17 protein-coding genes are annotated in these 20,137 nt (G+C 68.8%); 15 read left to right on the top strand and 2 right to left on the bottom strand.

What is annotated here, in order from left to right; translation table 11 throughout:
• The first annotated feature begins 29 nt into the window (after nt 1-29).
• The 8 genes from hutU to hutI all read left to right on the top strand — a co-directional run bounded on the left by hutU (nt 30) and on the right by hutI (nt 8,867).
• Nucleotides 30-1,715: a urocanate hydratase gene (gene hutU / locus EV651_RS16570; RefSeq protein WP_133786069.1), complete on the top strand. Its 1,686-nt coding sequence runs from the start codon at nt 30-32 to the stop codon at nt 1,713-1,715.
• Nucleotides 1,716-1,843: 128 nt separating this feature from the next.
• Nucleotides 1,844-2,842 carry an ABC transporter ATP-binding protein gene (locus tag EV651_RS16565; protein WP_133786068.1) on the top strand — a complete coding sequence of 333 codons (999 nt, stop codon included), beginning with the start codon at nt 1,844-1,846 and terminating at the stop codon, nt 2,840-2,842.
• Nucleotides 2,839-3,495 (top strand): ABC transporter permease, encoded by a 657-nt coding sequence (locus tag EV651_RS16560; protein ID WP_133786067.1) that lies wholly within the window; start codon nt 2,839-2,841, stop codon nt 3,493-3,495. The genes EV651_RS16565 and EV651_RS16560 overlap by 4 nt, the downstream gene beginning before the upstream one ends.
• A gap of 1 nt (nt 3,496) precedes the next feature.
• The gene (locus tag EV651_RS16555) at nt 3,497-4,147 is read left to right on the top strand and encodes an ABC transporter permease (RefSeq protein WP_133786066.1); all 651 of its coding nucleotides are present in this window, start codon (nt 3,497-3,499) and stop codon (nt 4,145-4,147) included.
• Nucleotides 4,148-4,227: 80 nt separating this feature from the next.
• Nucleotides 4,228-5,151 (top strand): ABC transporter substrate-binding protein, encoded by a 924-nt coding sequence (locus EV651_RS16550; RefSeq protein ID WP_133786065.1) that lies wholly within the window; start codon nt 4,228-4,230, stop codon nt 5,149-5,151.
• Between the two features lie 7 nt (nt 5,152-5,158).
• The gene (locus EV651_RS16545) at nt 5,159-6,382 is read left to right on the top strand and encodes an allantoate amidohydrolase (protein WP_133786064.1); all 1,224 of its coding nucleotides are present in this window, start codon (nt 5,159-5,161) and stop codon (nt 6,380-6,382) included.
• A complete protein-coding gene (locus EV651_RS16540; protein WP_133786063.1) occupies nt 6,379-7,707 on the top strand; it encodes a formimidoylglutamate deiminase in 1,329 nt (442 codons plus the stop codon). The genes EV651_RS16545 and EV651_RS16540 overlap by 4 nt, the downstream gene beginning before the upstream one ends.
• On the top strand, nt 7,704-8,867 hold the full coding sequence (gene hutI / locus EV651_RS16535) for an imidazolonepropionase (RefSeq protein WP_133786062.1): 1,164 nt from the start codon (nt 7,704-7,706) through the stop codon (nt 8,865-8,867). The genes EV651_RS16540 and hutI overlap by 4 nt, the downstream gene beginning before the upstream one ends.
• A gap of 17 nt (nt 8,868-8,884) precedes the next feature.
• On the opposite strand, the gene EV651_RS16530 is transcribed toward hutI, so the two are convergent.
• Both EV651_RS16530 and EV651_RS16525 read right to left on the bottom strand, forming a co-directional pair.
• Nucleotides 8,885-9,799, bottom strand: coding sequence for a DUF559 domain-containing protein (locus EV651_RS16530; protein WP_133786061.1), 915 nt, complete (start codon nt 9,797-9,799; stop codon nt 8,885-8,887).
• A 174-nt stretch (nt 9,800-9,973) separates the two neighbouring features.
• Nucleotides 9,974-10,435 carry a GNAT family N-acetyltransferase gene (locus EV651_RS16525; RefSeq protein ID WP_133786060.1) on the bottom strand — a complete coding sequence of 154 codons (462 nt, stop codon included), beginning with the start codon at nt 10,433-10,435 and terminating at the stop codon, nt 9,974-9,976.
• Between the two features lie 385 nt (nt 10,436-10,820).
• Between EV651_RS16525 and dnaK the strand changes: the two genes are divergently transcribed.
• From dnaK to clpB, 7 genes are all read left to right on the top strand, one after another.
• The gene (gene dnaK, locus EV651_RS16520; RefSeq protein ID WP_133786059.1) at nt 10,821-12,686 is read left to right on the top strand and encodes a molecular chaperone DnaK; all 1,866 of its coding nucleotides are present in this window, start codon (nt 10,821-10,823) and stop codon (nt 12,684-12,686) included.
• Entirely contained in the window at nt 12,683-13,378 is a 696-nt protein-coding gene (gene grpE, locus EV651_RS16515; protein WP_133786058.1) for a nucleotide exchange factor GrpE, read from the top strand. Before dnaK ends, grpE begins: the two co-directional genes overlap by 4 nt.
• Before the next feature lie 27 nt (nt 13,379-13,405).
• A complete protein-coding gene (gene dnaJ, locus EV651_RS16510; RefSeq protein WP_133786057.1) occupies nt 13,406-14,569 on the top strand; it encodes a molecular chaperone DnaJ in 1,164 nt (387 codons plus the stop codon).
• Nucleotides 14,569-15,024, top strand: coding sequence for a heat shock protein transcriptional repressor HspR (locus EV651_RS16505; RefSeq protein ID WP_133786056.1), 456 nt, complete (start codon nt 14,569-14,571; stop codon nt 15,022-15,024). The genes dnaJ and EV651_RS16505 overlap by 1 nt, the downstream gene beginning before the upstream one ends.
• Nucleotides 15,025-15,230: 206 nt before the next feature.
• Nucleotides 15,231-15,767 carry a GNAT family N-acetyltransferase gene (locus tag EV651_RS16500; RefSeq protein WP_238156923.1) on the top strand — a complete coding sequence of 179 codons (537 nt, stop codon included), beginning with the start codon at nt 15,231-15,233 and terminating at the stop codon, nt 15,765-15,767.
• A gap of 586 nt (nt 15,768-16,353) precedes the next feature.
• Entirely contained in the window at nt 16,354-17,397 is a 1,044-nt protein-coding gene (locus tag EV651_RS42975; RefSeq protein WP_370352782.1) for a LuxR C-terminal-related transcriptional regulator, read from the top strand.
• A 116-nt stretch (nt 17,398-17,513) separates the two neighbouring features.
• Entirely contained in the window at nt 17,514-20,093 is a 2,580-nt protein-coding gene (gene clpB, locus EV651_RS16490) for an ATP-dependent chaperone ClpB (RefSeq protein ID WP_133786055.1), read from the top strand.
• The last annotated feature ends 44 nt before the right edge of the window (nt 20,094-20,137 follow it).

The raw sequence follows: 20,137 nt of genomic DNA, 5'->3' as shown, positions 1-20,137 counted from the left end.
AGCACTGCCCTAGAAAGGCTGGATCACCCATGTCCGGACCCCGTCCCGTACGCGCGCCTCGCGGAACCACCCTGACCGCCCGCGGCTGGCAGCAGGAAGCCGCGCTGCGGATGCTGCAGAACAACCTCGACCCGGAGGTCGCGGAGCACCCTGACGAACTCGTCGTGTACGGCGGTTCCGGGAAGGCCGCCCGCGACTGGAACTCGTTCGACGCGATGGTCCGCACGCTGACCACGCTCAAGGACGACGAGACGATGCTCGTCCAGTCCGGACGGCCGGTCGGCGTGATGCAGACGCACGAGTGGGCGCCGCGGGTGCTGATCGCGAACTCGAACCTGGTCGGCGACTGGGCCACCTGGGAGGAGTTCCGCAAGCTCGAGGCGATGGGGCTCACGATGTACGGCCAGATGACGGCCGGGTCGTGGATCTACATCGGCACGCAGGGCATCCTGCAGGGCACCTACGAGACGTTCGGCGCGGTGGCGGAGAAGAACTCTGCCAAATTCGAGCGGGCTGGCGCCCGCGGGGGCGGCTCGCTCGCCGGAACCATCACGCTGACTGCCGGCCTCGGCGGCATGGGCGGCGCGCAGCCGCTGGCGGTCACGATGAACGACGGCGTCGCGATCTGTATCGACGTCGACTCCACGCGGATCGACCGGCGCATCGAGCACCGCTACCTCGACGTACGGGCGTCGTCCGTGGACGAAGCGCTGCGGCTGGCGGAGGAGGCGAAGGCGGCGCGGCGGCCGTTGTCGATCGGTGTCCTCGGCAACGCTGCGACGATCGTGCCCGATCTGCTGAAGCGCGGTGCGCCGATCGACATCGTCACCGACCAGACGTCGGCGCACGACCCGTTGATGTACCTGCCCGTCGGCGTTGAGTTCGAGGACTGGGCGACCGCGCGTGAGAAGGACCCGGCCGGGTTCACCCAGCAGGCGCAGGAGTCGATGGCCCGGCACGTCGAGGCGATGGTCGGGTTCCAGGACGCGGGCGCCGAGGTGTTCGACTACGGCAACTCGATCCGGGACGAGGCGCGGAAGGCGGGGTACAGCCGCGCGTTCGAGTTCCCCGGCTTCGTGCCGGCGTACATCCGGCCGTTGTTCTGTGAAGGAAAGGGCCCGTTCCGGTGGGCGGCGCTGTCCGGCAACCCGGCGGACATCGCGAAGACGGACCAGGCGATCCTGGACCTGTTCCCGGACAACGAGCACCTCGGCCGGTGGATCAAGATGGCCGGCGAGCGAGTCGCGTTCCAAGGGCTGCCGGCTCGGATCTGCTGGCTCGGCCAGGGCGAGCGCGACAAGGCTGGGCTGCGGTTCAACGAGATGGTGGCCTCCGGTGAACTCGAGGCGCCGATCGTGATCGGTCGCGACCACCTGGACACCGGCAGCGTAGCCTCGCCGTACCGGGAGACCGAAGGCATGCTGGACGGCTCGGACGCGATCGCGGACTGGCCGTTGCTGAACGCGATGGTGAACGTGGCCAGCGGCGCGTCCTGGGTGTCCATCCACCACGGCGGCGGCGTCGGCATCGGCCGGTCCATCCACGCCGGCCAGGTGTCGGTTGCCGACGGCACCGACCTGGCCCGGCAGAAGCTGGAGCGGGTGCTCACCAACGACCCGGCGATGGGTGTCATCCGGCACGTCGACGCCGGCTACGACAAGGCAGTAGAGACTGCCGACGAACAGGGCGTCCGGATCCCGATGCGGGAGAGCTGACCACCCTCAGTATCTCTATCGTTACAGTGCACTTTCCCACGAACCGAGAAACCGTCCGATCGCGTGGCTTCGGTCTCGCGGTCCGCTAGGGTCTTTCGGGCGACCGACGACAAGCGCGAAGGGGCGCCATGATCGAGTTCGAGGACGTCACCAAGCGGTATCCGGACGGCACCGTGGCCGTCGACAAGCTGTCCCTGCGGATCCCGAGCAACCAGATCACCGTGTTCGTCGGCCCGTCCGGCTGCGGCAAGACCACGTCGCTGCGGATGATCAACCGCACGATCGAACGGACCAGCGGGACCATCTCGATCGACGGCGACGACATCAACTCCCACGATCCCGTGACGCTGCGCCGCGGGATCGGGTACGTGATCCAGAACGCCGGCCTGTTCCCGCACAAGACGGTCGTGGAGAACGTCGCCACCGTGCCGAAGCTGATCGGCTGGGACAAGCGCAAGGCGCACAGTACGGCGATGGAGCTGCTCGAGCGGGTCGGCCTCGACGTCAAGCTGGCCGAGCGGTACCCGGCCCAGCTGTCCGGGGGCCAGCAGCAACGAGTCGGCGTGGCCCGTGCGCTGGCGGCCGATCCGGCGATCATGCTGATGGACGAGCCGTTCAGCGCGGTCGACCCGATCGTCCGCCACCAGCTGCAGGAGGAGCTGCTCCGGCTGCAGCGCGACATCGGCAAGACGATCGTCTTCGTCACCCACGACATCGACGAGGCGATCAAGCTCGGGGACAACGTCGCCGTACTGCGGGTCGGCGGCAAGCTCGCCCAGTTCGCGCCGCCGGCCGAGCTGCTCGCCAATCCGGCTGACGATTTCGTCCGTGGGTTCGTGGGGCAGGACAGGGGCTATCGGGCTCTTACGTTCGTGCACCCTGAAGAGCTGCCGGTGAAGCCGTTGCCGGACGAGTTGGCGTTGCAGGACGGCGTACCGGTCGGATGGCGCAACGGGTCCGAGGAGCTGCTGCCGCTCGGCGCCGTCTTCAAGCGCGGTGATTCGCTGCGCGCCGCCTTGGACGCCGTACTCACCTCACCGACCGGCTCCGGGGTCTGCGTCGACGACGACGGCAAGGCCGTCGGCGTCATCGACCAAGCCACAGTCGCAGAGGCCTTACGCTCATGAGCTGGATCGGCGACAACCTTGGTCTGATCTGGGAACAGTTGCGCGAGCACCTGTATCTGGCGATTCTTCCGGTCATCCTCGGGCTGATCATCTCGGTGCCGTTGGGGTACGTCGCGACGCGCTACGCCTGGTTGGCGAACCCGCTGATCGCGTTCGGCGGCATCCTGTACTCGCTGCCGTCGATCGCGTTGTTCATCGTGATCCCGGCGGTGCTCGGCACCAAGGTGCTGTCCACGGTCAACATCATCGTGGCGCTGACCATCTATACGGTGTCGCTGCTGATCCGCAACGTGATCGACGGACTTCGCTCCGTGCCCCCCGACGTCCGGCAGTCGGCGATCGCGGTCGGGTACGGCGCCTTGCACCGGGTGGTCGCGGTGGATCTGCCGATCGCCGTACCGGTCATCTTCACCGGTCTGCGGGTCGTCACCGTCGCGAACATCTCGATGGTGAGCGTCGGCGCGGTGATCGGCATCGGCGGGCTGGGGGAGCTGTTCACGCTGGGCTTCCAGAAGGACTTCCTCACCCCGGTCGTGGTCGGCGTGGTGCTGTCGCTGGCCCTGGCGCTGATCGCGGACCTCATCCTGGTCACCTTGCAGCGGATCCTGACTCCTTGGGCTCGGGTCGCGACGCCCGTGGCGGAGGTGGCCTGACATGTGGGAATACCTGACCGACTCGTTCAACTGGTCCGGCAACGAGGGGATCTGGGCGCGGATCGTCGAGCACCTCTGGTACACGTTCGCCGCGCTCGGCCTGTCCGTCGTGATCGCCTTGCCGATCGGTCTGCGGATCGGGCACACGCGGCGCGGCGCGTTCCTGGCCATCAACCTGGGCAACGCCGCGCGCGCCCTGCCGAGCCTCGGCCTGCTGATGATCGCGGTGCTGCTGACCGACCAGATCGGCTTCCTGCCGGTGCTGATCGCGCTGGTCGCCCTGGGCATCCCGCCGATCCTGGCCTCGACGTACGCCGGTCTGTCGGGTGTCGATCCGGCCACGATCGACGCCGCGCGGGGGATGGGGATGACGGGCCGCGAGATCCTGACCAAGGTGGAGATCCCGATCGGGCTGCCGCTGATCATCTCCGGCGTCCGGAGCGCGACCCTGCAGATCGTGTCCACGGCGACGATCGCCGCGCTGGTGTCGCTCGGCGGTCTGGGCCGTTACGTGGTCGACGGGCTGAAGCTCCGCGACTTCCCGCAGATGTTCACCGGTGCGCTGCTGGTGGCGCTGCTCGCCCTGCTGCTCGACGCGGTGTTCGCACTGATCGGCCGGATCACCGTGTCGCCCGGGCTGAAAATCGGCTGAACTGTCGGTTGTACCTGATGAACTTGCTGCACCATCCATCGGCACCGGCCGATGGCTGAACGAGAACACTGGAGGCTCTCGTGTTGAGATCCACACTCATCCGTACTGCGATCGCCGGGGTGGCGGTGCTCGGCCTGGCCGGCTGTGGGGGTGGGGGCGACCAACTCGGCGACAAGGACGCGGGGTCCTCGCCCGCACCGTCCAAGGTTTCGAGCATCACCGTCGGCTCGGCCGACTTCTCCGAGAGCCAGCTGCTGGCGGAGATCTACGGGCAGGCGCTGGCGGCCAAGGGCATCGAGGTCAAGAAGAAGCCGAACATCGGCAACCGCGAGACCTACATGGCCGCGATCAAGGACGGGTCCGTCGACCTGGTGCCGGAGTACACCGGCGCCGCGCTGGCGTACTTCGACAAGAGCTCCACCGAGACCGACCCCGACAAGGCGTACGACGCGCTGAAGAAGGCGCTGCCCTCCGGGCTCGAGGTGCTGGACAAGTCGCCGGCCACCGACGAGGACACGATCGTCGTCACCAAGGCGACCGCGGACAAGTACAGCCTGAAGTCGCTGGGCGACCTCAAGGGCAAGAACCTGGTCGCGGGCGGTAGCTCGGAGTTCAAGGTCCGGTCGGCGGGGCTGAAGGGCCTGAAGGAGAAGTACGGCGTCGAGTTCAAGGAGTACAAGACGCTGGACGCGGGCGGTCCGCTGAGCATCAAGGCGCTGACCGACAACCAGATCCAGGTGACGAACCTGTTCACCACCCAGTCGGTCATCAAGGACCAGGGCCTGGTGCAGCTCGACGACCCGGAGAAGATCCTGCCGCCGAACAACATCGTTCCGCTGATCCGGACCGACCACAAGTCCGACGACGTCAGCGCGACGCTCAACGCGGTGGACGCCAAGCTCACCACGGACGCGCTGACCGACCTGGTCAAGCGGATCGACGTCGGCAAGGAGAGCGCGGACGCTGTCGCCAAGGACTGGCTGTCGAAGAACCCCCTGTCGTGAGCCTGTCTTGAGCTTCGAATCCCTCTGGGCGGACGAGTCCGCCATCGGCCGTAGTCCCGACACCGGCGGCTACACCCGCGGCGGCTGGTCCCCCACCGAACGCGAGGCGACGCACTGGTTCCTGGATCAGTGCGCCGCCCGCGGCCTGACCGTCGAATCCGACGGCATCGGCAACTTGATCGCCTGGTGGGAACCACGCGAGGATCCTGGTGGGCCCTCCGGCGGACTCGAGGCGCCTCTCCCTGGTGTGGTCACGGGTAGTCATCTCGACTCGGTGATTGACGGAGGCGCCTTCGACGGGCCGCTCGGGGTGGTGTCGGCGCTCGCAGCCGTTGATCAGTTGCGGGCGGAGGGGTTCGAGCCTGGGGTGCCGATCGGCATCGGGGCCTTCGTGGAAGAAGAAGGGGCGCGGTTCGGGATGCCCTGTCTGGGGTCCCGGATCGCGGCCGGGGTGTTGTCCGCCGAGAAGGCTCTGCAGTTGAAGGATCGGGCCGGCGTCGGGCTGGGGGAGGCCCTGGAGAAGGCCGGTCTCGACCCCGCCGCAGTCGGCCCGTCGCCGCTGCTGCGACGGATGGGGACGTTCATCGAGTTGCACGTGGAGCAGGGCCGCGGTCTGACCGCGCCGGTTGGCGTGGCCAGCTCGATCTGGCCGCACGGGCGGTTCCGGTTCACGTTCGGCGGTGAGGCCAACCATGCCGGCACCACGCTGATGGAGGACCGGCACGACCCGATGCTCACGTACGCGATGACCGCCCTCGCCGCCAACAAACAGGCCCGGCTCGCCGGCGCCCGCGCAACGTTCGGCCGGCTCTCAGTGGAGCCCAACGGGACCAACGCCGTACCGTCCCAGGTCACCGCCTGGCTCGACGCCCGGGCCGCCGACACCGCCACCCTCGAATCGTTGCTCGCAGCAATCACCAAGCAGGCGACGGAACGGGCCGAGCGGGACGGTACGACGCTCGAGGTGACACCGGAGTCGGTGTCGCCGATCGTCGACTTCCCGGCCGGGCTGCGGGACCGGTTGGTGAACGTGCTCGACGGCGCACCGGTGCTGCCGACCGGCGCGGGGCACGACGCGGGCGTGTTCTCGGACGCCGGGATCCCGACCGCGATGCTGTTCGTCCGCAACCCGACGGGCGTTTCGCATTCCCCGGCCGAGTACGCCGAGCTGGACGACTGCCTCGCCGGCGTCGACGCGCTGGCCGCCGTACTGAAGGATCTTGCGAAGTGACGTCGTACTGGTGCGAGACCGCTCTCCTCCCGGACGGTCTCACCGGACGAGTTCTGGTGTCTGTGATCGACGGTCGCTTCGCCTCGGTGCAATCCGGTGTCGACCCCGGCGACGCCCAGATCCTGAACGGCCTCGTCGTGCCCGGCCTCGCGAACTGTCACAGCCACGCGTTCCACCGCGCGCTCCGCGGCCGCACGCAGACCGAGCGCGGCACGTTCTGGACCTGGCGCGAGCAGATGTACGCCGTCGCCGCCGCGCTCACCCCCGACATGTACTACGAGCTCGCGAAGGCCGTGTACGCCGAGATGCTGCTCGCCGGGATCACCGCGGTCGGCGAATTCCACTACTTGCATCACGCGCCCGGCGGCCGACGGTACGACGACGCGAACGCCATGGGGACGGCGCTGATCGCGGCCGCCCGTGATGCTGGTCTCCGGATCGCGCTGCTCGACACCTGCTACCTCGCCGGCGGGATCGACCAGCCGCTCAACGAAGTCCAGCAACGCTTCAGCGACGGCGATGCCACCGCGTGGGCCTCCCGGGTCGCGCAGCTCGCCGGCGCGGACGATGTCGCTGGTGCGGACGATGTCGTGATCGGTGCGGCCGCGCATTCGGTGCGAGGCGTTCCACAGGATCAACTCGGCGCGGTCGCTTCGGCGTTTCCCGACGTACCGCTTCATATCCATCTGTCCGAGCAGGTCGCCGAGAACGAGGCGTGTTTGGAGGCGTACGGCCGGACTCCGACGCAGATCCTCGACGAGTCCGGTTTCCTGTCCGGGCGGACCAGCGCGGTCCATGCGACGCATCTGACCTCGGTCGACATCGGGCTGCTCGGGAGCTCCGCGACGTACTCCTGCTTCTGCCCGACCACCGAGCGCGATCTCGCGGACGGGATCGGTCCGTCGGTGCAGCTGCGGGACGCGGGGTCGCCGTTGACGCTGGGCTCGGACAGTCACGCCGTGATCGATTTGTTCGAGGAGATGCGCGCCGTCGAGCTGGACGAACGGCTGGCGTCCCAGGAGCGCGGGCACTGGTCCGCGGCGGAGCTCCTCAAGGCGGCAACGGTCGACGGCCACCGCTCGATCGGCTTCGAGGACGCAGGGGTGATCGCGCCCGGCGCCCGCGCCGACCTCGTCGCGATCCGCCTGGACAGCGCCCGTACGGCGGGGACCGGTGGCACTGTGGAGACCGCAGTATTCGCCGCAACGGCCGCGGACGTCACTGATGTCATCGCCTCCGGCCGGCGTGTGGTTGCTGCGGGCAAGCATTCGACGATCGACGTACCGTCCGCCCTGTCCACCTCGATCGCGGCGGTGGCCTCGTGAGCTCGCTTCTGCTGACCGGTATCGGGTCCCTGGTGACCAACGACCCCTCCCACGGCGGGTTGCTCGGCGAGCTCCACGACGCGGCGCTCGTGATCGACGGCAGCACGGTCGCCTGGGTCGGATCGCGACGCGAGGCGCCGGCGGCCGACAGTGCGATCGACCTCGGCGGGCGGGCGGTGATCCCGGGGTTCGTCGACTCGCACTCCCACCTGGTGTTCGCGGGCGATCGGGCCGAGGAGTTCGCGGCCCGCATGACCGGTACGCCGTACTCCGCCGGCGGCATCCGCACCACGGTGGCGGCGACCCGCGAGGCCACCGACGAACAGTTGACCGCGAACGTCTCCCGGCTGGTCGCGGAGATGCGCCGGCAGGGGACGACGACCGTCGAGATCAAGTCCGGGTACGGGCTGACGGTTGCGGACGAGGCGCGGGGGCTGCAGATCGCGCGGCAGTTCACCGAGGAGACGACGTACCTCGGCGCGCACGTCGTACCGGCCGACTACGCCGACGACCCGGCGGGGTACGTGGCGCTCGTGACCGGGCCGATGCTCGACGCCGCGGCCAAGCACTCGAAGTGGATCGACGTTTTCGTGGAGCGTGGCGCGTTCGACGCGGACCAAGGACGGACGATCCTCCAGGCCGGAATCGCGCGCGGCCTGCAGGCGCGAGTGCACGCCAACCAACTCGGCGAGGGGCCTGGCGTCCAACTCGCCGCCGAGGTCGGCGCCGCGTCTGCGGACCACTGCACCTATCTCACCGATGCCGACGTCGACGCCCTCGCCTCCAGTGGAGTCGTCGCCGGGCTCTTGCCTGCGATCGAGTTCTCCACAAGATCGCCGTACCCCGACGCCCGCCGCCTCCTCGACGCCGGCGTCACCGTCGCCCTAGCCACCGACTGCAACCCCGGCTCCGGCTACTCGTCCTCCATGCCCTTCTGCATCGCCCTCGCGGTCCGCGAAATGCACATGACCCCGGCCGAAGCCCTCTGGTCCGCCACCGCCGGCGGAGCCGCCTCCCTCCGCCGCCCCGACCTGGGCCACCTAACCCCCGGCACCCAAGCCAACCTAGCCGTCCTCGACGCCCCCTCCTACCTACACCTCGCCTACCGCCCAGCGGTCCCTTTGGTGACGCAAACGTTCGTCGCGGGGCGACCGGTGTAGGGCGGACCCCCACACCATCACAATTGCCCTTGGCCAACCGCTCCAAGCGTGGCCAGGCGCGATTCCCGAGCATTGTGATGGCCTGGAGATCCGGCCATCGCCGCGCGGATCGCGGCGACCACCCACTCCCGGTCGAACATCACGTCCTCCCAGGAGAACCGCAGCAGCCGCCAGCCGCGAACCGTCAGCCCGACATGCCGGCGGCAATCACGCGTGAGCGCCGTACGAGTCCCGTGGTGCGCGAAGCTGTCGGCCTCGAGCGCGATCATCAGCGCCGAGTTGGCCAGGTCGATCCGGGCCGAGAAGGTACCGTCCCGCACCACGACCTGCGGCTCGAACCCGATGATGCCCGCCTCGATCAGGATCGCGCGAAGCACCGATTCGAGCGGCGACTCGGCCCGTCCGTCCGCAGCGGCCGCCACCCGCCGCGCACGTCGACAGCCCGGTCCGCTCAGCTCTCCGGCGGCAACCATGAGCTGGGAGCGGTCCAGGACACGACCGCGGAGCGCGGAGTCTGCAATCGAGAGGCCGGCCGCGAAGGGCAAGGTCCGCGCACAGTCCAGGACCGTCTGGAGTCGGGTGGTGCACGGGCCTTCGGACGGCACGTTGTCGGCCCAGTGCAGCTCGCACTTCACCGGGCTCAGCCGTCGGTGCTGCCCGCGTGGCACGGTGACCTGGGGCTTGTCCGGAAGTTCCAGTACGTCGAATCCGTGCAGCACAGCCGCGCTGAGATGCGACACCAGCCCGCCCTGGGCACGGGCGGCCGCGATCGGGTCGGGCGCGATCGGCAGCGCGTAGACGCCCTTCGCGATCCTGCGGATCGAGCCGTCGACCAAGGCGGCGCGAATCGCGCGCCCGGACACGATCGTCCGCAGCTCTCCATATGTCGCCACGCCGTCGCGTCGCAGCAGCACATCGATGACCTCGGGCACGTCCTCATGGTGGCGCACCTGGCGCAGATCGCGTCGGCCGTTGTCCACAGGCGGATCCCCAGGCCATCACAATTGACGGCCGGCTGGCAGTGCAGGCGTGACCAGGCGAGGGACCTTCAATTGTGATGGCCTGGCGGTCCGCCCCACCACGTGTACCTACCACCGGGGGCAGCGCTAGCCCGAGAGTTCCTTGGAGACGAGGGTGGTTGTGGTGCCGTTGGGGTGGTGTTGTTGGGCTACCTCTTCGTAGCCGCGGGTCTTGTGGAAGGTGAGGGCCGGGGTGTCGCTGGGGACGGAGGCGACGGCGCGGTCGAAGGGTTTGGCGGCTCGTTCGATGGCGCGGTAGACCTGGGTCGCGATGCCGGTACGCCGGTGCTCGGCGGCGATCACGATCCGCTCGACGAGCAGGAAACGGTCGGCGTAGGTCCGGGTGAACGCCTCGAACGCCAGCCCGTCGTACGCCGAGCCCGGGGTGAAGGTGAGCACGAACCCGGCGGGTGCGCCGTCCAGGTCGACGACGACGGCGTGGGCGGCGATCAGCCGGAGCCAGTCCAGGCGGTCGGGGTTCAGGGGTTCGACAAGACCTTCCGCGGTGCCGTTCAGCGCGAGGACCGCGCCGAAGTCGGCTGCGGTCATCGGGCGGAGTTTCACCGTGTCAGGATCGCACGGTAAACGTTTGCATCGGGAGGGGTGTCCCTGGGGTCCTGCCTGGTGATCCATCGCCTACTGCGGGGCACTCGGCACGGCACCTCGCCGCACGGGTGCAAAGGCCACGAGACCTTCGCCCCCGCACGCCGATGCACCGCACCGAGCACCTCCTCGCTACGGCGCTGGATCACCAGGCAGGACCCTGGCCGCACCCTGGCCGGGACCCCGAAATCGGGGGCTGCCCTTGGGAATGACCTGGCCGTCGTGCAATGTTGAGCCTAGTGAACTCAAGTTTGTTCAGTCACGGATTTGAAACCGAGGCGGACGAACGGCAACATTGAGTCTGCATCACTCAACTTCGTGGAGGTAAAGCATGGCCCGCGCGGTCGGAATCGATCTCGGTACGACGAACTCCGTCATCGCCGTACTGGAAGGTGGCGAGCCCACCGTCATCCCCAACGCCGAGGGAGCGCGCACGACGCCCTCGGTGGTGGCTTTCGCCAAGAACGGCGAGGTCCTGGTCGGCGAGGTGGCGAAGCGCCAGGCCACCACGAACGTCGACCGCACCATCCGCTCCGTCAAGCGTCACATGGGCGAGAGCTGGAACGTCGACATCGACGGCAAGAAGTTCACGCCGCAGCAGATCAGTGCGTTCGTGCTGCAGAAGCTGAAGCGGGACGCCGAGGCGTACCTCGGGGAGCAGGTCACCGACGCGGTCATCACCGTGCCGGCGTACTTCTCCGACGCGCAGCGCCAGGCGACCAAGGAGGCCGGCGAGATCGCGGGCCTGAAGGTGCACCGGATCGTCAACGAGCCGACCGCGGCCGCGCTCGCCTACGGACTGGACAAGGGCACCGAGCAGACCATCCTGGTCTTCGACCTCGGCGGCGGAACGTTCGACGTCTCGCTGCTGGAGATCGGCGACGGTGTCTTCGAGGTGAAGGCGACCAGCGGTGACAACCACCTCGGCGGTGACGACTGGGACAACCGGATCGTCCAGTGGCTGGTGACCCAGTTCAAGAACAAGAACGGCACCGACCTGTCCGGCGACAAGATGGCCATGCAGCGCCTCACCGAGGCCGCCGAGAAGGCCAAGATCGAGCTGTCCGCCGCGGCCGAGACCACGATCCACCTGCCGTACCTGAGCCTGACCGAGTCCGGCCCGCTGCACCTGGAGGAGAAGCTCTCCCGGGCAGAGTTCCAGAAGATGACCAACGACCTGCTCGAGCGCGCCCGCGCCCCGTTCAAGGCCGTCATCAAGGACGCCGGGATCGACGTGTCGAAGATCGACCACGTGATCCTGGTCGGCGGTTCGACCCGGATGCCCGCGGTTGCCGACCTGGTCAAGGAGCTCACCGGTGGCAAGGACCCGAACAAGGGCGTGAACCCGGACGAGGTCGTCGCGGTCGGCGCCTCCCTGCAGGCCGGTGTGCTGAAGGGTGAGGTCAAGGACGTCCTGCTGCTCGACGTGACCCCGCTGAGCCTCGGTATCGAGACCAAGGGCGGCGTGTTCACCAAGATCATCGAGCGCAACACCACGATCCCGACCAAGGGCTCGGAGATCTTCACCACGGCCGAGGACAACCAGCCGTCGGTGATGATCCAGGTCTACCAGGGCGAGCGCGAGATGGCCCGCGACAACAAGTCGCTCGGCAACTTCGAGCTGACCGGCCTGCCGCCGGCGCCGCGGAACGTGCCGCAGATCGAGGTCACTTTCGACATCGACGCGAACGGCATCGTGCACGTGAACGCCAAGGACCTGGCCACCGGCAAGGAGCAGCGGATGACGGTCACGGGTGGCTCCGCGCTGCCGAAGACCGACATCGACCAGATGGTCCGCGACGCCGAGCAGTACGCCGAGGAGGACCGCAAGCGCCGCGAGGCGGTGGAGAACCGCAACCAGGCGGAGAGCCTCGTCTACCAGACCGAGAAGTTCCTGCAGGAGAACGAGGACAAGGTTCCGGACGACGTCAAGACCGAGGTCAAGGACGGCGTCGCCGAGCTGAAGAAGGCCCTCGAGGGTGACGACGCCGACGCGGTCAAGGCCGCCTCGGAGAAGCTCGCCCAGTCCAGCCAGAAGATGGGCGCCGCGATGTACGCGAACGCCCAGGCCGCCGGCGGTTCCACCGACGGCGCCACCTCCGAGGACACGACCGGTAGCAGCAGCAACGACGACGACGTCGTCGACGCCGAGATCGTGGACGAGGACCGGCCGCAGGACAAGACGGAGGACAAGTGACGGATCGACCGACTGGCAGCGAGTTCGGTGACGGCGAGCCCGTCATCCGCGACAAGCGCCGGATCGACCCGGAAACCGGCAAGCTGCGGGAGCCTGCGGACCAGTCCGCGGCCCCCGCGGCGCAGGCCCCGAGCGGACAGCCGCCGCGGGACCCGTCCGACCTGATCGGTCCGTCCGCCCAGGAGGCCCTGCTGACCGAGGCGCTCGCGGAGCGTACGGCGGACCTGCAGCGCCTGCAGGCCGAGTACGTGAACTACAAGCGCCGCGTGGACCGGGAGCGGGAAGCGTCCCGCGAGCTGGTGATCGGCACGGTGCTCTCCGAGCTGCTCGGAATTCTGGACGACGTCGGCCGGGCCCGCGAAGCCGGTGAGCTCGAGGGTGCGTTCAAGGCCGTCGCCGAGTCGCTGGAGCGGGTCACCGAGAAGCTCGGCCTGGTGAAGTTCGGCGAGAAGGGCGACCCCTTCGACCCGCGGATCCACGAGGCCTTGCTGCACAACTACTCCGACGAGGTCGACGGTCCGACCGCGACGATGATCATGCAGCCGGGCTACCGCCACGGCGAGCGGATCCTGCGGGCGGCGCGCGTGGCCGTGTCGGAGCCGACCGAACAACTACCGGGCGAGCCTGCGAAGGCCGACGCGCCGGTGGAGAGCACTGATGACGACAAGGCCGCGGACGAGTCCGCGGAGTAATCGGTACGACGGGAGGGGAGGCGCCAGATGAGTACGAAGGACTGGATCGAGAAGGACTTCTACAAGGTTCTCGGCGTCTCCAAGACCGCCGAGGCCGACGAGATCAAGAAGGCCTACCGCAAGCTCGCCCGGCAGTACCACCCGGACTCCAACTCCGGGGACACCAAGGCGGAGGCCAAGTTCAAGGAGGTCTCCGAGGCGTACGACGTCGTCGGCGACCCGAAGAAGCGCAAGGAGTACGACGAGGCACGCCGGCTGTTCGGCAGCGGCGGCTTCCGGATGCCGAGCGGCAGCGGTCAGGGCGGTGGCTTCGACTTCAACGTCGGTGACCTGTTCAACCGCGGCGGCCAAGGCGGCGGCAGCGGGCTCGGCGACATCCTGGGCGGCATGTTCGGCGGTGGCGGCCGGACCACGACCACCACCACGGCCCGCCCGCGGCGCGGCCAGGACATCGAGACCGAGGCGACGATCGAGTTCGCCGAGGCCGTGAACGGTGTCACGGTCGGGCTCCGGATGACCAGCGACGCCCCGTGCCCGACGTGTCGCGGGACCGGCGCGAAGTACGGCACGGTGCCGAAGGTCTGCCTGAAGTGCGAAGGCACGGGTATGCAGACCTCGGTGCAGGGCGGTGTGTTCGCGATGACCGAGCCGTGCACCGAGTGCAAGGGTCGCGGTCTGGTCGTCGACCAGCCGTGCGAGACCTGCCACGGCTCCGGCCGCGGCCAGTCGAGCAAGACCATGCAGGTCCGCATCCCCGCGGGCGTGCAGGACGGTCAGCGGATCCGGCTGAAGGGCAAGGGCGCGGCCGGCGAACGGGGTGGCCCCGCGGGCGACCTCTACGTCACCGTGCACGTCAAGCCGCACCGGATCTTCGGCCGGCAGGGCGAGCACCTGACGCTGAGCGTCCCGGTCAGCTTCACCGAGGCGGCGCTGGGTGCCGAGATCAAGGTTCCGACCCTGGACGGCTTGCCCGTCACGGTCCGGATCCCAGCAGGTACGGCGAACGGGAGCAAGCTGCGCGTCCGCGGTAAGGGTTCGGTCCGGCGGGACGGGACCAAGGGCGACCTGATGCTCACGCTCGAAGTGCAGGTCCCGCACGAGCTGACCGACGAGCAGAAAGAGAAGCTGCAGGAGTTCAGCTCCGCGTCGGATCAGCCTGATCTGCGGGCCGGGTTGTTCGGGAGTTCGTGATGGGCATCCCGTTCAGCCAGGTGCCGACCTGGGACGACCGCACCCCGATCTACGTGATCTCGGTTGCGGCCCAGCTGGCCGGCATGCATCCGCAGACGTTGCGCCAGTACGACCGGCTCGGCCTGGTGGTGCCGAGCCGGGCGTCCGGCCGCGGCCGGCGGTACTCGGCGTACGACGTGGCGCGGCTGCGTTACGTGCAGCACCTGTCCCAGGAAGAGGGCGTCAACCTCGCGGGAATTCGGCACATTCTCGCGCTACAGTCAGAGGTGGAGGACCTGCGTCAGCGGGTCAACCAGCTCCTGGCCGAGGTCCAACGCGGTGTCGGCGTCTCCCGGCGCCCCGCCGCCAGCCGGGTCTTCTCGGCCGGTCCAGCCGGCGACGTGATCGCCATGGGCCGGCAGCAGACCACGACGCGATGGATCCGCACCCAGCCCCTGGAACTCGGTCCTCGCTGATCCTCCGCCATACATCTCCAAGGCACCGGAGTGTTCTGATCCCCCTCGGGGCCTCCGGTTCGGCGGAGGCCGTCGTTCCCCCACGACGCCTCCGCAAGTCGAAGGTGCGCTATCCCCCCAGCGCCCTTCGGCCACCGCAGGGTGGTCCGTTCCAGGACCGCCCTGCGGTTCACTTTCTGTTGTGTGCCGGCGCGTACGCTGGCGAGGTGAACCTGAAGCTGGAGACCGACCGGCTGCTCATCCGGGACTGGGAGGAAGACGACGCCGACGCCGCGCTGGAGATCTTTGGCTCCGCCGACGTGGCGCCCTGGCTGTCGCCGGCCATCGACAAGGTGCCGGATGCCGCGACCATGCGGCTGATCCTGCAGTCGTGGATCGAGGCCCAACCCAACTTCGTCGTCCCCGCGGGCCGCTGGGCGATCACGCGCCGGGACGACGGCGAGGTCGTCGGCGCGTTGCTGATCCGCCTGCTCCCGCCGTACGAGGAGGATCTCGAGATCGGCTGGCAGTTGCGACCGAGCGCCTGGGGTTTCGGGTACGCGACCGAGGCCAGCCGTGCGTTGATGGGCTGGGCGTTCGACGACGGCGAGGTCGACGAACTGTTCGCCGTCGCGCGACCGGCCAACAAGCGCGCGATCGCGACCGCGAGACGGCTCGGCATGGAGTGGGTCGGCGAGACCGACAAGTACTACGACCTGAATCTGCAGGTGTACCGGATCCGCGCCTCGGAGTTCACCGCCTGATCCCGTTGCCCTTGGCAAGAAGCAGCACTTTCGGCTCACCGGGGTGTCACTCCTGAGAGTGACGGCTGCGAGCCGAGCTGCCACCAGAATGGTCGTGTGACGAGGACCGACTCGCGGATCGGCTGGCAGGACACCGGGCTTGCGCTGCTTGCGTGGGCGGCGGTCGAGTACTGGCTGGTCCAGCGGGCCGACTACTGGTTCTGGGGACCGGACTGGCTGGCCGTTTTCGTTGCGTGGACGCCGTTGCTGATCGCGATCCGCCGGATCGACCCTGCGCTGGCGTTGGGCGGGCTGCTGGCCGGCACCTATGTGGTGACGCTGCTCTCCGGCGGAATCGCCTGGCCTGTCGTGGCCGGATGCCTGCTCGCGGCGTGGGTCGTCCCGACCCGCTGGGGCACCGGCACCGGCCTCGTGCTGACTGCCGTACTGGCGGCCGCACCGGTCCTCGTCGACCTCAAACGCGGCCTGCTGTCCGTGAAGGTCTATCCGTGGATCTACAGCCACATCCGCCTGCCCGACGGCACGACCGAGACTAACGGCGGCATCTCGAAGGCGGCGTACGGCGCCGCGCTCGCCGGCCTGGTCGGTGCCGCCCGCGCTCGTCGTACTCGCGGCGTTGCCGACGATCGCGGAGTTGATCAGGTACCGCCAGATGATCCTGCTGTTCCCCACGGTCGGGCGGCAGCCGTTCGACCTGGACCCCGACGGCCGGCTGCGGAACACGATCTACGACGAGATGGTCGATCGTCAGTGGCCGGTCAGCCTGTCGCTGATCCTGCTCGTCCCGCTGTGCGCGGGGATCGCGGTCCGGTTGTACCGGCGCAACCGGGCGGGGGCCCGCCGCGAGCAGGAGCTCGAACGGGAAGCGGTGGAGCGCGAGGCCGAGCAGGTGGTGCTGACGGAGCGCTCGATCATCGCCCGGGATCTGCACGACGTGAGCGTGCCGCCGGAGGGTCAGCAACTCACGGCGTACCGTCTGGTCCAGGAAGCGCTGACCAACGCTGTGCGGCACGCGAAGGCGACTGGGGTGCGGGTGACGGTGAACGTCGGCGAGCAGTGGATCGCCGTCGAGATCGTGGACGACGGCGCGGACGCGATCCGGCAGTCGACCGCGATCCTCGATCTGGCCGTCGTACTGATGGATGTCCGGATGCCCGTGATGGACGGGATCGAGGCCACGCGGCGGCTGGCCGGCGGGCCGAAGGTGCTGATCCTGACCACGTTCGACCTGGACGAGTACGTGTACGACGCCTTGCGGGCCGGGGCGAGCGGGTTCCTGCTGAAGCGGTCGTCGCGGGACGAGCTGATCAACGCGGTCCGGGTGATCGCGGCCGGTGAAGCGCTGCTCGCGCCGCCGGTGACGCGCCGGCTGATCGACCGGTTCGCGGAGACTCGTGTGGACCCGGACGTCTCCAAGCAGCTCGACGTACTCACCGCGCGGGAGCGGGAGGTCCTGATCCTGGTGGCCAAGGGCAACTCCAACGCGGAGATCGCCGCCGAACTGCACCTCACCGAGCACACCGTGAAGACCCACGTCAGCCGGATGCTCGCCAAGACCGGCCTCCGGGACCGCGTCCAGGCCGTCATCCTCGCGTACGACGCAGGACTGGTGACAGCCGGTCGCCGCTGAAGCCTTCAGACCCTGACTTGTCCCTGGGATTTTTCAGAGTTGAGTGGAATGGACTCAAGTTTGGATAAGTTGTACTCAGTGACTGTTGTTGCTGGAACTGAAAGGCTGGAAACCAGATGGACGTTCAGCGGTTGACGACGCTGGCCCGGGAAACCCTGTCGGTCGCGATCCGTCAGACCTCCGCGGCGGGCAACCCGACCGTGGAACCGATTCACCTGCTGTCCGGACTGCTCGCGCAGCCCGAGGGCACCACGATCGGCCTGCTCGAAGCGGCCGGCGGCGACGTGGACGCCGTACGCCGGAAGACCGCCGAGCAGCTGAGCCGGCTCCCGAAGGCGAGCGGTGGCAGTGTGCAGGCGCCGAGCCTGTCGCCGAAGACAGGTGACGTGCTGAACCAGGCGGAGCAGCGGGCCCTCGGGCTCGGGGACGAGTACGTCTCCACCGAGCACCTGCTGATCGCGCTCGCGACCGTCGAGGGAGCCGCACAGAGTGCGCTCGGCGTGACGCCGGACGCGTTGCTGAAGGCGTTCGACGAGATGCGCGGCAACCGCCGGATCACCTCGCCGGAGGCCGAGGGCACCACCAAGAGCCTGGAGAAGTACGGCGTCGACCTGACACAGGGCGCGAAGGACGGCAAGCTCGACCCGGTCATCGGCCGGGACACCGAGATCCGGCGGGTCGTCCAGGTGCTGTCCCGCCGTACCAAGAACAACCCGGTCCTGATCGGTGAGCCCGGCGTCGGCAAGACCGCCGTCGTCGAGGGGCTGGCCCAGCGGATCGTGGCCGGTGACGTGCCCGAGTCGCTGCGTGGCCGCCGGCTGATCAGCCTGGACCTCGGCGCGATGGTCGCCGGTGCGAAGTACCGCGGTGAGTTCGAGGAGCGGCTGAAGGCCGTGCTGACCGAGATCAAGGAGTCCGACGGTCAGATCATCACGTTCATCGACGAGTTGCACACCGTCGTCGGCGCCGGTGCGTCCGGCGAGGGCGCGATGGACGCCGGCAACATGCTGAAGCCGATGCTGGCGCGCGGTGAGCTGCGGATGATCGGTGCGACCACCCTGGACGAGTACCGGACGCGGATCGAGAAGGACCCCGCGCTGGAGCGCCGCTTCCAGCAGGTGTTCGTCGGTGAGCCGTCGGTCGAGGACTCGATCGCGATCCTGCGTGGCCTGAAGGAGCGCTACGAGGCGCACCACAAGGTCGCGATCTCCGACTCCGCGCTGGTCGCCGCGGCGACGCTGTCCAACCGGTACATCTCGGGTCGGCAGCTGCCCGACAAGGCGATCGACCTGGTCGACGAGGCCGCGTCCCGGCTGCGGATGGAGATCGACTCGTCCCCGGTCGAGATCGACTCGCTGCGCCGTACCGTCGACCGGCTGAAGATGGAGGAGCTCGCGTTGTCCCGCGAGGACGACGCCTCGTCGCAGGAACGGCTGGAGCGGCTGCGCGCCGACCTCGCCGACCGCGAGGAGGAGCTGCGCGCGCTGGAGGCCCGCTGGGAGCGCGAGAAGACCGGCCTGAACCGGGTCGGCGAGATCAAGGAGCGCATCGACGAGCTGCGCGGCCAGGCCGAGCGCGCCCAGCGCGACGGGGATCTGGAGACCGCGTCCCGGCTGCTGTACGGCGAGATCCCGCAGCTCACCAAGGAGCTCGAGGAGGCCGACGCCGAGGAAGAGGTCGCCGAGGGCCCCGAAGCGATGGTCAACGAGGAGGTGGGGCCGACCGAGATCGCCGAGGTGATCGCGATGTGGACCGGCATCCCGACCGGCCGGCTGCTCGAGGGCGAGACCGGCAAGCTGCTCCGGATGGAGGACGAGCTCGGGCGCCGGCTGATCGGTCAGCGCGAGGCGGTCAAGGCCGTGAGCGACGCCGTACGGCGGGCGCGCGCGGGCATCTCCGACCCGGACCGACCGACCGGTTCGTTCCTGTTCCTCGGCCCGACCGGTGTGGGTAAGACCGAGCTGGCGAAGGCGCTCGCGGACTTCCTGTTCGACGACGAGCGGGCGATGGTCCGCATCGACATGTCGGAGTACGGCGAGAAGCACAGCGTCGCGCGGCTGGTCGGTGCACCGCCCGGGTACGTCGGGTACGAGGAGGGCGGCCAGCTGACCGAGGCCGTCCGCCGCCGTCCGTACTCGGTGATCCTGCTCGACGAGGTGGAGAAGGCGCATCCCGAGGTCTTCGACATCCTGCTGCAGGTGCTGGACGACGGCCGGCTGACCGACGGCCAGGGTCGTACGGTCGACTTCCGGAACGTGATCCTGATCCTCACGAGCAACCTGGGTTCGGCGTACCTGGCCGACCTGACGCTCGACGACAAGGCCAAGCGCGACCAGGTGATGGCCGTGGTGCGGCAGTCGTTCAAGCCGGAGTTCATCAACCGGCTGGACGAGATCGTGCTGTTCGACGCGCTCGGCACCGAGGAGCTGACGAAGATCGTCGGCCTGCAGATCGCCGCACTGCAGCGGCGGCTGACCGATCGGCGGATCACCTTGGACGTCGACGAGAGCGCGATGGAGTGGCTGGCACTGACCGGGTACGACCCGGTGTACGGCGCCCGCCCGCTCCGCCGCCTGGTCCAGTCCGCGATCGGCGACGAACTCGCCCGCGGCCTCCTCAACGGCACCATCCGCGACGGCGAAACCGTCAAGGTAACCCTCAACGAGTCGAAGGACGCGCTGGAAGTCGCTGCCTGACGATCACTGCCGAAGCCGGGCCCGTCTCCCCGACGGGCCCGGCT

The sequence above is a fragment of the Kribbella sp. VKM Ac-2571 genome, assembly GCF_004362255.1.
Taxonomy (GTDB): Bacteria; Actinomycetota; Actinomycetes; order Propionibacteriales; family Kribbellaceae; genus Kribbella; species Kribbella pratensis.
This window is presented reverse-complemented; position numbering and strand designations above follow the sequence as displayed.

Bases quoted from the DNA above. Each gene is read 5' to 3' on its own strand.
- hutU (WP_133786069.1), top strand. From the start codon at position 30: ATGTCCGGACCCCGTCCCGTACGCGCGCCTCGCGGAACCACCCTGACC.
- dnaK (WP_133786059.1), top strand. From the start codon at position 10,821: ATGGCCCGCGCGGTCGGAATCGATCTCGGTACGACGAACTCCGTCATC.
- clpB (WP_133786055.1), top strand. From the start codon at position 17,514: ATGGACGTTCAGCGGTTGACGACGCTGGCCCGGGAAACCCTGTCGGTC.
- EV651_RS16560 (WP_133786067.1), top strand. From the start codon at position 2,839: ATGAGCTGGATCGGCGACAACCTTGGTCTGATCTGGGAACAGTTGCGC.
- dnaJ (WP_133786057.1), top strand. From the start codon at position 13,406: ATGAGTACGAAGGACTGGATCGAGAAGGACTTCTACAAGGTTCTCGGC.
- EV651_RS16525 (WP_133786060.1), bottom strand. From the start codon at position 10,435: ATGACCGCAGCCGACTTCGGCGCGGTCCTCGCGCTGAACGGCACCGCG.
- EV651_RS16565 (WP_133786068.1), top strand. From the start codon at position 1,844: ATGATCGAGTTCGAGGACGTCACCAAGCGGTATCCGGACGGCACCGTG.
- EV651_RS16505 (WP_133786056.1), top strand. From the start codon at position 14,569: ATGGGCATCCCGTTCAGCCAGGTGCCGACCTGGGACGACCGCACCCCG.
- EV651_RS16555 (WP_133786066.1), top strand. From the start codon at position 3,497: ATGTGGGAATACCTGACCGACTCGTTCAACTGGTCCGGCAACGAGGGG.